The 12,785-nt window shown below is 76.2% G+C and carries 10 protein-coding genes; 7 read left to right on the plus strand and 3 right to left on the minus strand.

Features of this window, described 5'->3' with window-relative positions; all coding sequences use genetic code 11:
• Nucleotides 1-140 precede the first annotated feature (140 nt).
• From BS72_RS40100 to BS72_RS29640, 4 genes are all read left to right on the plus strand, one after another.
• Entirely contained in the window at nt 141-224 is an 84-nt protein-coding gene (locus BS72_RS40100) for a putative leader peptide (RefSeq protein WP_407639066.1), read from the plus strand.
• 196 nt (nt 225-420) lie between these two features.
• Nucleotides 421-759 carry an NAD(P)H-dependent oxidoreductase gene (locus BS72_RS29630; RefSeq protein WP_078901943.1) on the plus strand — a complete coding sequence of 113 codons (339 nt, stop codon included), beginning with the start codon at nt 421-423 and terminating at the stop codon, nt 757-759.
• Between the two features lie 95 nt (nt 760-854).
• A complete protein-coding gene (locus BS72_RS29635; RefSeq protein ID WP_037914930.1) occupies nt 855-2,045 on the plus strand; it encodes an SfnB family sulfur acquisition oxidoreductase in 1,191 nt (396 codons plus the stop codon).
• A gap of 238 nt (nt 2,046-2,283) precedes the next feature.
• Nucleotides 2,284-3,435 (plus strand): LLM class flavin-dependent oxidoreductase, encoded by a 1,152-nt coding sequence (locus tag BS72_RS29640; RefSeq protein WP_037914932.1) that lies wholly within the window; start codon nt 2,284-2,286, stop codon nt 3,433-3,435.
• Nucleotides 3,436-3,585: 150 nt separating this feature from the next.
• On the opposite strand, the gene BS72_RS29645 is transcribed toward BS72_RS29640, so the two are convergent.
• On the minus strand, nt 3,586-3,981 hold the full coding sequence (locus BS72_RS29645; protein ID WP_037914934.1) for a DUF962 domain-containing protein: 396 nt from the start codon (nt 3,979-3,981) through the stop codon (nt 3,586-3,588).
• A gap of 396 nt (nt 3,982-4,377) precedes the next feature.
• Between BS72_RS29645 and BS72_RS29650 the strand changes: the two genes are divergently transcribed.
• Complete coding sequence (locus BS72_RS29650) at nt 4,378-4,920, plus strand: NUDIX domain-containing protein (protein WP_051951820.1); 543 nt, start codon at nt 4,378-4,380, stop codon at nt 4,918-4,920.
• Here the strand turns inward: BS72_RS29650 and BS72_RS29655 are convergent.
• Complete coding sequence (locus BS72_RS29655; RefSeq protein WP_407639031.1) at nt 4,881-7,220, minus strand: glycoside hydrolase family 31 protein; 2,340 nt, start codon at nt 7,218-7,220, stop codon at nt 4,881-4,883. The two genes, BS72_RS29650 and BS72_RS29655, sit on opposite strands and share 40 nt — an antisense overlap.
• A gap of 388 nt (nt 7,221-7,608) precedes the next feature.
• Between BS72_RS29655 and BS72_RS29660 the strand changes: the two genes are divergently transcribed.
• The gene (locus BS72_RS29660; RefSeq protein WP_037914936.1) at nt 7,609-9,654 is read left to right on the plus strand and encodes an acetoacetate--CoA ligase; all 2,046 of its coding nucleotides are present in this window, start codon (nt 7,609-7,611) and stop codon (nt 9,652-9,654) included.
• Between the two features lie 116 nt (nt 9,655-9,770).
• Here BS72_RS29660 and BS72_RS29665 read toward each other — a convergent pair whose 3' ends face one another.
• Nucleotides 9,771-11,099, minus strand: a complete 1,329-nt coding sequence (locus BS72_RS29665; RefSeq protein WP_078901733.1) for an aminotransferase class I/II-fold pyridoxal phosphate-dependent enzyme — start codon at nt 11,097-11,099, stop codon at nt 9,771-9,773.
• A gap of 329 nt (nt 11,100-11,428) precedes the next feature.
• Here BS72_RS29665 and BS72_RS29670 point away from each other — a divergent pair, with 329 nt between their 5' ends.
• Nucleotides 11,429-12,757: an MFS transporter gene (locus BS72_RS29670; RefSeq protein ID WP_037918262.1), complete on the plus strand. Its 1,329-nt coding sequence runs from the start codon at nt 11,429-11,431 to the stop codon at nt 12,755-12,757.
• Nucleotides 12,758-12,785 lie beyond the last annotated feature (28 nt).

Genomic DNA, 12,785 nt, shown 5'->3' on the forward strand with positions numbered 1-12,785 from the left:
GACAGGGAAGCCCTGGCAGCGGGTCGACGATCCCGAGGACCTCCGGTGGTGGTCGTCGGGTAAGCTGCTGAGCCAGTGGTCAAGGGAATTCCGACGCATTGACGAGACGGACGAGAGCGGACGAGGGCGGTGACGAACCGGTGCGGGATCTGTGGGAGCTGACCTGCCGGCGCCACGTCGATCTCGTGCGCGTCTCTTCCGCGCTGTGTCGGCGTACGCGCTGAACGGCCCCAGGCCGCGATCCGGTTGATCGCCCGTCTCTCCGCCCCACAGTACGGGAATTGACGCCTCGCCAGGATTTTCTGTCCTCCGGCCGACTGACCGGTGCGCGCCCGCCCCGCCCCGTCGAGCCCGGTTCCGATTCCGACGGGTCGTGTCGCACTCTGGTTTCCGTGCTCCGCGTATTCCGAGGTGATTGTCCTGGCCACCGTCCTCTCCGTCTCCGGCGGTCCGTCGTCCTCGCCGCGGACAGTGCGTCTGCTGCGCCACGTCGACGAGCGGCTCCGCGCCCGCGGCCACGACATGGTGCCCTTCGACATCCGCTCACTGCCACAGGAGGCCCCGTTGCGAGCTGACTCCGTCCACTCCGAACCGCGCCCCGCAGCCGCGCTGTTCGCGTCGGCCGACGGCGTGGTCGTCGGCGCCCCCGTCCGCAAGGCAGCCCGTTCGGGGCTGCTGAAGGCGCCGCTCGACCTGCTGCCCGTGGTCGACGCCTCCTCCGCCGCCCTGGGCGGGGCCGCGCGCGAGGCGGCGGCGTGAACGGGCCTCGGACGGACGACCATTCCGGAGCCGGAGCCGGAGCCGGAGCCGGAGCCGGAGCCGGAGTCGGAGCCGGAGCTGCGGCGTACGCGACCGTGCGGGCGGCCGCCCACGTGATCGCCGACGAGGCGGAGGCGCTCGACGTGGCTGCCCGCCTCGCGGCCGGGTTCCGCGTCGATGCCGATACCCGGGACGCCGAACGACGACTGCCCCGAGCGGAGTTGGAGAAGCTGTCGGCCAGCGGCCTGCTCGGGATCACGGTGCCCGCCGAGTACGGCGGCGCCGGAGTGTCCGCCCGCACCCTCGCGGAGGTGCTGCGGCTGCTGGCCACCGCCGACGGCAGCCTCGCCCAGATCCCGCAGAACCACTTCGTGTACGTCAACGTGCTGCGCCGGCAGGGCACGGCCGCGCAGCGGAGGTTCTTCTTCGCCGAGGTGCTCGCCGGCCGGCGGTTCGGCAACGCCCAGTCGGAGGCCGGCACCAAGCACGTCCAGGACATCCGCACCCGGCTGGAGTCGCGGCCGGACGGCTCCTACCTTCTCGACGGCGAGAAGCACTACTCCACCGGGGCGCTGTTCGCCCACTGGATACCGGTGCTGGCCCGGGCCGCCGACGACGCGCTGCACGTGGCGTACGTGGCGGCCGACACCCCAGGAGTCACCGTCGTGGACGACTGGGACGGCATGGGGCAGCGGACCACGGCCAGCGGCACCGTGCGGCTGGCCGGGGTGGCGGTGCCCGCCGACCGGGTCGTCCCGCACCACCTCACCTTTCGGGGTCCGCAACTGCACGGTGCTGTGGCGCAGTTGCTGCACGCGGCGATCGACGCGGGGATCGCCGCCGCGGCCCTGGGGGCCGCAGTCGAGTTCGTCCGCACCAAGAGCCGCCCCTGGTTCGAGAGCGGCTTCGAGACCGCGGCCGAGGACCCGCTGCTGATCCAGCGGTTCGGCGAACTCTCCCTCGCCGTAAGGTCGTCCGACGCCCTGCTGCGCGCGGCTGCCGACGCCGTGGACGCCGCCGAGGCGGACCTCACCGACGACAGCGCGGCCGAGGCGTCCATCGCGGTCGCCGCGGCCAAGGTCCAGGCGGCGGCCGCCGCCGTCGACACCGGCAGCGCGCTGTTCGAGGTCGCCGGCACCCGCTCGGCGCTCGACTCCCTGAACCTGCACCGCTACTGGCGGGACGCCCGTACCCACACCCTGCACGACCCGGCCCGCTGGAAGGTCCAGCACATCGGCCGGTACGTCCTCAACGGGACCAGGCCGCCACGGCACGGCCTGCTCTGACCACCCGGCCTGCGTCACCCCCCGTACGCCGGCCCCGCCCCCCGCATGCCACCGCGCATGCCGCCCCGCACGCCGGACGGACCGCATCTCCGGACGGCGGCGGACCCCCGCGCCGACCCCGCGGGCACCCGCACCCGCGGGCCCGTGCCCGCGCGGCTCCGGTGCGACGGCGGGGCCGCGAGTCCGTCCGCCGCGGCCCCGCCCTACGCCGGAGCCGCCCGAGACCCCGGAGAGTCCTGTGAGCCTCACCTTCCACTGGTTCCTGCCCACCTACGGAGACAGCCGGCACGTCGTCGGGGGAGGGCACGGTCTGCCCGCCGGCGCGGCCGGCGGCGAGCGGCCCGCCGAGATCGGCTACCTGGCCCAGATCGGCCGCGCCGCCGAGCAACTGGGGTTCGTCGGCGCGCTCACCCCGACCGGCGCCTGGTGCGAGGACGCCTGGTTGACCACCGCGATGCTGGCGGCGCAGACCGAGCGGCTGAAGTTCCTGGTCGCCTTCCGGCCCGGATTCGTCTCGCCCACCCTCGCCGCGCAGATGGCCGCGACCTTCCAGCGGCACGCCCCCGGCCGGCTGCTGCTCAACGTGGTCACCGGCGGGGAGAGCCACGAGCAGCGCGCGTACGGCGACTTCCTGGACAAGGACGCCCGCTACGCCAGGACGGACGAGTTCCTGACCGTGGTGCGGGCCCTGTGGCGCGGTGAGTCGGTCACCTTCGCCGGCGAGCACCTGCGGGTGGAGGACGCCCTGCTGGCCCGGGTTCCGGACCCGGTGCCGCCGGTGTACTTCGGCGGCTCCTCCCCGGCCGCGGGGCAGGTGGCCGCGCGGCACAGCGACGTCTACCTCACCTGGGGCGAGCCGCCCGCCCAGGTCGCCGAGAAGATCGCCTGGATCAGGGCCCTGGCGGAGAAGGAGAACCGGACCGTCCGCTTCGGCATCCGCCTCCACGTGATCTCCCGCGACACGGCGGACGCCGCCTGGGCCGAGGCGCGGCGGCTGCTCGACGGCTTCGATCCGGAGACGGTCGAGGCCGTCCAGGCCGGGCTGGCCCGCAGCGAGTCCGAGGGGCAGCGGCGGATGCTGGCCCTGCACGGCGGGCGGGCCGAGCGCCTGGAGGTGTCGCCCAACCTGTGGGCCGGCATCGGCCTGGTCCGCGGCGGCGCCGGCACCGCGCTGGTCGGCAGCCACAGCGAGGTCGCCGACCGGATCGCCGAGTACCACGGCATCGGCATCGACGAGTTCGTCATGTCCGGCCATCCCCACGTCGAGGAGGCGTACTGGTTCGGCGAGGGCGTCCTGCCGATCCTCGCCCGGCGGAACCTCTGGGCGCACCCCGCCCCCGGCCCGGGCGCCCCGACCGCCGTGCCCTTCGCCGCGGACGTCTCACGCTGACACCCCGCCCCCGGCCGGTCCCCGACCGCTCCGGTGGGGACCGCCCGCCGGTCCGTCCGCGCGTACTCGCGCGTACCCCGCGCGACCAGCGGCCGCGTCCGCCGACCGGCTGACCGGCGGGGGCGGCGGGGCGTCGGGCGGGGACAGCAGCTACGCGTCGGCCTCCGGCGCCTTCCCCGGCGCCTCGCCGCAGTTGCCGGCCAGCCACTTCGCCGCCGTACCGGCGAGCTCGTGGTCCCGGCCGGCCAGCATCGTGGTGATCATCCGCACGTCGCCGCGGAGCGACCAGGCCGGGTGCCCGAAGGTCGCCGGATTGTTGCCCTCGATGAGGAAGTGCGCCGGCCACGCCGTCCCGTAGCCGATGAGCGGCAGCGCGGCGGCGTACCGCGCGCGTCCCCGGGCGAGCCCGTACGCGCTGACCGCCAGCCCGGCCAGGGTCCCCGCCAGGTGCACCCAGCGGGTCGCCGCCTTGGAGTGCATCGCCACGTAGTAGGGCCAGAACTCCTCGAAGGAGTCGAACGTCCGCTGCTCTGCCGCCTGCGCCATGTGCCCACCGCCAGGATCGTCCCGTCCTTGCCGGCCACGGTAACGCCGCTCCCGGGTCGTTGTCAGGGGTGGGTAGTAGGTTCGTCCCGACCCCGGTGCCCGTCCCGGTGCCGGACTCGGTGTCCGACCCCGGCGTCGGATCCGAGGCGGCGTCAGGGCCGGCGCGACCGGGGCGGGGAGCACGCCTCGGTGGCGCACCGGCGCGGCAACCGCGCGGTGCGGCCCGGCGTCCCTTCGGGCAGGACCGGCCGACCGGAACCCACGGGGGTGGTACCGGTCGGCCGGCCTGTTCCGACGACGCCTCAGGCGCGCCCCGCCCGCCGGCGCGCCCCGTCGGCGGTACGCCTCCGTCGGCAGTACGCCCCGTCCGCCGCCGCGCTCCGGTAGGGTCCGCGCGTGCTGACCGACTCCCGCTCCCACTGCTCCGCGTGCGGAAGCCGCTACCCGGCCTCCGCCGGCTGGCCGCGCACCTGCGCCGTCTGCGGACGAACCGCCTACCGCAACCCGCTGCCCGTGGCGGTCTGCCTGCTGCCCGTCCATGACGACGCCGGCACCGCGCTGGTCGCCATCCGCCGTACCATCCCCCCGGCCCTGGGTGAACTCGCCCTGCCCGGCGGCTTCGTGGACTGGGGTGAGAGCTGGGAGCAGGCGGTCGTGCGGGAACTCGCCGAGGAGACCGGCATTCCCGCTCGGGCGGCCGACGTGCGCCTGGCCGACGCCCTCACCGACACCGAGGGCGGCTACCTGCTGCTGTTCGGCCTGCTGCCGGCCCGTCCGGCCGGGGAGTTGCCGCCCGTCACACCCACCGACGAGACCGAGGGCCACCTGCTGCTGCGCGAACCCACCGCTCTCGGCTTCCCCCTGCACGACGCCGTGATGCGCCGCTGGTTCGCGAGCGCCTACTCCGCCCCCGGCACCCCCCGGACCCGCACCCGGTAGCCGAGCGGCTCCGCGCCGTCCCGCTCGACGACCACCCGGCCGTCCTCCCACCGGGAGACGAATCGCTCCCGCCGCACCGGCCCCCAGGCCTCCGGGGCACCCATCGCCAGCTCCCCGCCACCGGTGCGGCCCTGCCGCGGCGCCCACGCCTCCAGCTCCACGGCGCCCTCCGGCCCGGTCACGGGCAGCACCGCGCCGGCCCTGGCCAGCACCGGAGTCCGGCCCAGCGGCGCGTCCAACTCCACGGTGCGGCGCCCGGGGTGGAGCGTGCCCGTGGCAGTGTCGTACCAGTGGCCCCGCGGCAGCCGCACCCGGCGGCGCACCGTGCCCTCCTCCAACACCGGTGCCACCAGCAGCGCGTCACCCAGCAGGAACGCGTCCGCGCACTCGCGCAGGGCCCGGTCGCCGGGCGACTTCCACCACAGCGGCCGCACGTACGGCGCCCCCGTCCGGTGAGCGGCGTGCGCGAGCGTCTCGAAGTAGGGCAGCAGGCGCTGCCGTTCCGCCAGCGCGCGCCGCGCGTGGTCGAGCACGTCCGGGCCGAACTCCCACGGCTCGGGGTGCCCGGCTCCTGCGGCCGCGTGGGTGCGGAACAGCGGCAGCCAGCAACCCAGTTGGAGCCGCCGAAGGTAAAGCTCCGGCGAGGGCGAACCGGCAGAACCGGCAGAACCGGCAGAACCGGCAGAACCGGTGGAGCCGGTGGACCCGCTGACGTCCGGGCCCGAGAAGGGCACCCCGCACAGCCCCAGCCCCAGCACCAGCGCCAGCGAGGCGCGCAGCCCCGCCCAACCGGTGCCCGTCTCCTCCGACCAGGTGCCGCCGTAGCGCTGCAGCCCCGCCCAGCCCGAACCGGAGAAGAGGAACGGCCTCTCACGGGGGCGCAGTTGCCGCAGCCCCTCGTGCCCGGCCGCGGCCATCATCAGCCCGTACACGTTGTGCGCCTCGCGGTGGTCCCCGAGGCGGCCCTCCAGTGCGTGCCGGGCCGAAAGCGGCAGCATGGGGTCGCCGAACGCGGTGAACGGCGCCGCCTCGTCCACGCCGTGCCAGAACCCCGCGAAGCCCTGCTCCAGCCGCTCCCCGTAGAGACCGCCCCACCACCGCCGCGCCCCGGGGTCGGTGAAGTCGGGGAACACGGACTCCCCGGGCCGGGCCGCCCCCCGTATCTCGCGGCCCTGCGCGTCCCGCACGAACGCGCCGGCCGCGGTGCCGCTGTCGTAGACGGCCGTGCCCGGCTCGGCCTTCACCCCCGGGTCCACGACGGACACCAGCCGTATCCCCTGGTCGGCCAACTCGCCTGCCAGGCCCGGGAGATCGGGGAAGCCCACCGGGTCGGCGGTGAACACCCGGTGCCCGTCGAGGTGGTCGGCGTCCAGGTGCAGCGCCGACAGCGGCAGGTCGTGCCGGCGGTACCCGGCCGCGACCCGGCGCACCTCGGCCGCCGAGCCGGCCCCCTTCCGGGCGTGGTGGTGGCCCAGCGCCCAGCGCGGCGGCACCGCGGCCCGGCCGGTCAGCGCCGCCCACCCCGCCAGCAGCCGGGACGGCGTGCCGACCAGGACCCAGTACCGCAGCGGGCCGCCCTCCAGGGACACCCGGCACACCCCCGGCTGGTCCGGCGCGGAGCCCTCACCCTCCCGGCCGTCCCGCAGCACCACCTCGCCCTCCCACGAGTTGTCGTGGAAGACCAGGTGGCAGCCGGCGTCGGCGACCACCGTCTGCACCGGCATCGTCAGCGACAGGGGGGTGTCGCCCGGCCCGGACGCGCCGCCCGGCCCGCTGTTCCACAGCCGGTAGCGGCCGGCCCGCAGCGCCGGACCGGACGGCCGCCCGCCCAGCCCGAACACCCGTGCGTCCGCAGGCAGTCTGGCCTGCTGCTCCCACCCCGCCGCCCGTCCACCGCCGGCCGCCGGCTCGCGCCACCGGGGCGGTCCCTCCGTCCGCAGCAGCAGCCCGCCCGGGGTGTGGAAGGACACCGCCCCGACGGAGGAGACCCGCACCGTCACCCGCTCGGACACCAGCCGCCAGCCCCCCGCGTCCGGCTCCAGCACAGCCCGCGGATCGGCCGCCGGGCAGCCGTGCGCGAGCGCGTACGAGGGCTCCGGATCGGCGCCGTCCCAGCCGCAGAAGACCGCGCCGCCCGCCGTCACCAGCAGCCGCAGCCGGGCCCGTTCGAAGCGGACCGTGCCGCCACCGGTCTCCGGCCGCGCCTCCACCGCCCGGCCGGGGGTACGCACCCGCTCGGGCTCGCGCGGCGGCAGGTCGCGCCGGTCCGCGGCGCGCGAGCGCAGCGCCGAGCGCACCACCAGCCGCCCCGCGCCGAGCCCAGCGACCGCCCCACCCGGGCCAGCCGCAGCAGGGTCCGGGCGGACCGGAACGCCGCCGCGCGCACGTCCCGCCAGCCGTGCACGGCCTCCCTCCACCACGCGCCCAGCAGATATGCCCCGTTCATGCGCCACACCCTTCCACCGGCGCGTTCGGGTGCGCCGAGTGTTCAACCGCTGTTCATCCGGGCCGATCCGGGACGCCCCTCGTGCGGCGCCGCTGGACCGGCCGTGCGATCCCCGGCACGTCCCGCCCGTGCTCCCTGGTGTCCAAGACGATCACATGGCATCGTCAAGCCGTGGCCCAGGGTGGGCGATCCCCGCCGGGCCGGCCAGCAGCGCAACAACGCGTACCGTCCGGGAGCCGCTCATGAACACCACGCCCGACCCCGCCCAGCGGCCCGCCGGCGGGGAAGCCCCGGAGCCGCTGTGGCGGCCCACCGCCGAGCAGGTCGAGGCGGCGGCGGTCACCCGCTTCCACCGCTGGAGTGCCGAGCGGCACGGCGCACCCGCGCCCGGCGCCGGCCCGGAGGCCGACTACGCCGCCCTGCACGCCTGGTCGGTGGCCGAACCCGAGGCGTTCTGGCGGGCCGTCACCGAGTGGTTCGAGGTCCGCTTCAGCGCCCCGGCCGGTGCCGTCCTCGCCGACCCGGCGATGCCGGGGGCGCGCTGGTTCCCCGGCGCCCGGCTCAACTACGCCGAGCACGCCCTGCGCCACGGCCTCGCCCCGGAGCACGCCGACCGCCCAGCCCTGACCCACCTCGACGAGCGGCACGAACCGGCCGCCACGAGCTGGGCGGAACTCACCCGCCAGGTCGCCGAGACCGCCGCCGAACTGCGCCGGCTCGGTGTCGCCCCCGGCGACCGGGTCGCCGGTTACCTCCCCAACATCCCGCAGGCCGTCACCGCGCTGCTGGCCACCGCGGCCGTGGGCGCGGTGTGGACCTCCTGTGCGCCCGACTTCGGCGCCCGCAGCGTCCTGGACCGACTCCAACAGGTCGAACCCGTGGTGCTGTTCACCGTCGACGGCTACACCTACGGCGGCAAGCGGCACGACCGGACCGCCGTCGTCGCCGAACTGCGCTCCTCCCTGCCGTCGTTGCGCGCCACCGTGCACATCCCGCTGCTGGGCACCCCCGCCCCCGACGGCGCCCTGGAGTGGGCGGACGTCGTCGCCGGCGGCGCCGAGCCGGCCCAACCCCGCTACGAGCAGGTGGACTTCGACCACCCGCTGTGGGTGCTCTACTCCTCGGGCACCACCGGACTGCCCAAGGCGATCGTCCAGTCCCAGGGCGGCATCCTGCTCGAACACCTCAAGCAGACCGGGCTCCAGCTGGACCTCGGACCCGGACACCGCTTCTTCTGGTACACCTCCACCGGCTGGATGATGTGGAACTTCCTCGTCTCCGGCCTGCTGGTCGGCGCCACCCCGGTGCTCTACGACGGCAGCCCCGGCCACCCCGGCACCGACGCCCAGTGGCGGGTGGCCGAGCGCACCGGCACCACCGTCTTCGGCACGTCCGCCGCCTACGTGATCGCCTGCCGCAAGGCCGGCGTCCACCCCGGCCGCGACCTGGACCTGTCCGCGCTGGCCTGTGTGGCCACCACCGGCTCGCCGCTGCCCCCGGACGGCTTCCGCTGGCTGCACGACGAGGTCCGCGCCGACCTGTGGATCGCCTCCGTCAGCGGCGGCACCGACGTGTGCAGCTGCTTCGCCGGCGCCGTGCCCACCCTGCCGGTCTTCACCGGCGAGCTCCAGGCCGCGGGCCTCGGTACCGACCTCCAGGCGTGGGACGACCAGGGCCGCCCGGTCGTCGACCAGGTCGGAGAGCTGGTCGTGGCGGGGCCTATGCCCTCCATGCCGACCCGGTTCTGGAACGACCCCGACGGCAGCCGCTACCTCGACAGCTACTTCTCGGTCTACCCGGGCGTGTGGCGGCACGGCGACTGGATCACCGTCACCTCGCGCGGCACCGTCGTCATCCACGGCCGCTCCGACTCCACCCTCAACCGGCAGGGCGTGCGGATGGGCTCCGCCGACATCTACGAGGTCGTGGAACGCCTGCCGGAGATCCGCGAGTCGCTGGTGATCGGCGTCGAACAGCCCGACGGCGGCTACTGGATGCCGTTGTTCGTCCGGCTGGCCGAGGGGGCCGAACTCGACGACGCGCTGGTGGACCGCGTCCGCACCGCCATCCGCGCCGAACTCTCCCCCCGCCACGTCCCCGACGAGGTGATCGCGGTGCCCGGGGTTCCGCACACCCTCACCGGCAAGCGCATCGAGGTCCCCGTCAAGCGCCTGCTGCAGGGCGCCGCGCTGGACCAGGTGGTCAACCCCGGCTCCGTGGACGACCCGGAGGTGCTGCGCTTCTACGCCCGCCTCGCCGCGCGACGGGCCGGCCGCGCCGAGGAGTAGGCCCGCCTCCCAGGGGGCGGGGACAGGCCGCCTCCCGGGGGCGGGGACGGGCCCACTCCCGGAGTGCCGGGAAGCGGCGCACGAAGCCGTCCGGTACGGGGTGGCCCCCGCGCCCCTCAGCCGCCGTACGGGCCGGGCGTCCCCGCCGCGGCGGCCGCGAGGTCCGCGGCCAGCCGCGGGGCCTCGTCCGTGCGCAGTTCGGCGGTGGTGATCCGTACCCCCGGCTCCGACGCGATCCGGAACCGCGTCCCCGCGGCCACCCACCACCCCTGCGAGCGCAGCCCGTTGACCACCGCGGACTCGTCCTGCACCGGTACCCACACGTTCAGCCCGCTCACCCCGCGCGCCGGCAGGCCCAGCGCGGCCAGCGCGCCGAGCAGCGCCTCCCGGCGCTCCCGGTAAGCGGCCCCGGCCGCGGCCACCAGTCCGAGCGTGGCCGGGTCGGCCATCACCGCGGCCACCGTCTCCTGGAGCACGTGGCTGACCCAGCCGGAGGTCAGCAGCATCCGCCCGTCGTGCCGGGCCAGCGTCGTGGCGTCGCAGGCCATCGCCGTCCACCGCAGGTCGGGGCCCAGGTGCTTGGAGACCGTCCGCACGTGCGCCCACCGCGCCGGGCCGCCCGCCCCCGCCGTCACCAGCGAGCACAGTGGTCCGCCCGCGGTGTCCGCGCTGTGGTCGTCCTCCACCACCAGCACCTCCGGCGCCGGTGTCAGCACGTCGAGCAGCGCGTCCCGGCGCCGGGGCGTCAACCGGGCGCCGGTCGGGTTCTGCGCCCGCGGGCTCAGCACCACCGCCCGCGCGCCGGCCCGCAGCGCCGCCCGCAGGCCCTCCGGCCGCATGCCCTCGTCGTCCACCGCCACCGCGGCCGTCCGCAGCCCCAACGCCGGTACGAGGTCGAGCAGATGGTGGTAGCCCGGGTCCTCCATCGCCACCGTGTCGCCCGGCCGCAGCTCCACCGACAGCAGCCGCGCGACGCAGTCCAACGCCCCGTGCGCGAACGTCACATGCTCCTCTGGCACCCCGTCCCGCCGGAACCACGCGCGCGACAGCGCCTCCAACTCCGGCAGCCGGGGCGCGCGGCGGTGCGAGCGGGCGCCGGGCGACAGCCGGCGCGGCGGCACCAGGTCCGGCAGGAAGGCCGGGTCGGCGTGGCCGCCGGCCAGGTCCCGCAGCCCCTCGGGCACCCGCGGCGGGCGCCGGGAGCCCACCGCCGGGGCCGGGGCCACCACGGTGCCGCCCCGGCCCTTGGTGAGCACGATCCCGCGCCGCCGCAGCTCCTTGTAGGCCGCGGCCACCGTCCCGGGACTCACCCCCAGGGACTCCGCCAGCGCCCGCACCGGCGGCAGCGGGTCGCCCGGGGCCAACCGCTCGCCGGCCACCGCCTCCTCGACCGAGCCGGAGATCTCCCTGGCCGTCCCGCCTGCGATGCCATAATGTGGTGTCACAAAGTCAAGTATGTATCAGTACAAAGAGTTTCGGCGCAAGTGCGCGGCCGCCCCCGAGGCCGGTTCCGCTGAACCCCCGGGCGCGGCAGAGCACTCGCGCGGGGAGGGCGGCACTCGTGGAGCGGGCGACGGAATCCGTGACGGGACGGGCGGCGCAGGCGTCGGGGGAGTCGGGCGGCGAGGCGCCGGCGGCTTCCGAGGGCTCGGCCCGGCAACGGAGTTCGGGGGCGGACGGCTCGGGGGCCGCCGGAGCCGGGGGCCGCGCCCGCGGCGGACGCTGCCGGATGCCGCGGCTCCCGTCGGTACCCGGTGGCCCGGACGGCCGCCGCATGCTGTGGATCAACCTCATCGACAAGACCGGCTCCGGCCTCTGGCTGTCCGTCACCGCCCTGTACTTCGTCGTCGCCGCCGGACTCGGTACCGGCCAGGTCGGCCTGCTGCTCGGCCTCGGCGGCGCCGCGGGCATCGCCGGCGCACCCCTCGCCGGACTGCTCGCCGACCGCCTGCCCCTGGTCCGGCTGCTGCTCGCCGTCCAGACCCTCCGGGCGGCCGCCAGCCTCCTGCTCCTGGCCGCGCACGGCTTCTGGCCACTGCTCGCCCTCACCGCCGCCGGAAGCCTCGGCGAACGCGCCGCCTCCGTCCTCACCAAGCTCTTCGCCGCCCGTGTGGCCGGCCCCGAACGCGCCCGCTACCAGGCCGTGCAGCGCACCGTCGTCAACCTCGGCTACACCATCGGCGGCCTCGGCGCCTCCGTCGCGCTCGCCGCCGGCTCCACCACCGTCTACCGCGTGCTGCTCCTCGGCGACGGGCTCTCCTTCGTACTCGTGGCCCTGCTCGTCGCCGCGTGCACCGAACCGGCCGCCCCCACCACCACACTCGTCGTCCGCACCGCCGCCGGACGGCCCGCCCATGGCCCAGGCGGACAGGACCCGGGCGCACGGGACCCGGGCGGACCGTCCGCACCCGCGCACGTGCTGCCGGACCGGGCCGCTGGTGCCGCGAGAGGCGCCAGCCCCTGGCGCGACCGCGACTACCTCGCCTACGCCGGCCTCGACGCCGTCGCCTTCCTCTACAGCAGCGCCCTCGGCGTCGGCCTCCCGCTGTGGGTGATCACCCGCACCAGCGCCCCGCACGGCCTGGCGGCGGCCACCTTCGTCATCAACACCGTGATCGTCGTCGCCCTCCAGGTCCGCCTCGCCCGCCACGCCGACGGGCCGCGCGCCGCCGCCGACGCCCTGCGCTTCAGCGCCCTGTGGTCCGCGCTCGGCGGGGCCGCGGCGGCAGCCGCCGCGCTGCCACCGGTGTGGGCCGCGGCCACGGCGGTCGTCGGGGCGGCCGTCGCGCTCACCGTCGTCGAGATGGTCCAGTCCGCCAGCACCTGGGAACTGTCGGTCAGCCTCGCGCCCCCGCACGCCCAGGGCCGCTACGTCGGCGTCCACGCCCTCCTCCAAGCCGTCAGCCGCAGCGTCGGCCCGCTGCTGCTCACCTCCGTCGTACTGCCCGCGGGCGCGGTCGGCTGGCTCGGCCTCGGCGCCGCCCTGACCGGCACCGCACTCCTGCAACGCCGCCTCGTCCTGCGCCGCGTCAGCGCTCCGGACGTGCCCCCGGACCCGGCCGGGGCGGCGTTGTCAGTGGCACCCGCTACGTTCGGTGAGTGAGAGATCACGGGCCGGAACCGGCCCGTGC

It is taken from the genome of Actinacidiphila yeochonensis CN732 (genome assembly GCF_000745345.1).
GTDB classification, from domain to species: domain Bacteria; phylum Actinomycetota; class Actinomycetes; order Streptomycetales; family Streptomycetaceae; genus Actinacidiphila; species Actinacidiphila yeochonensis.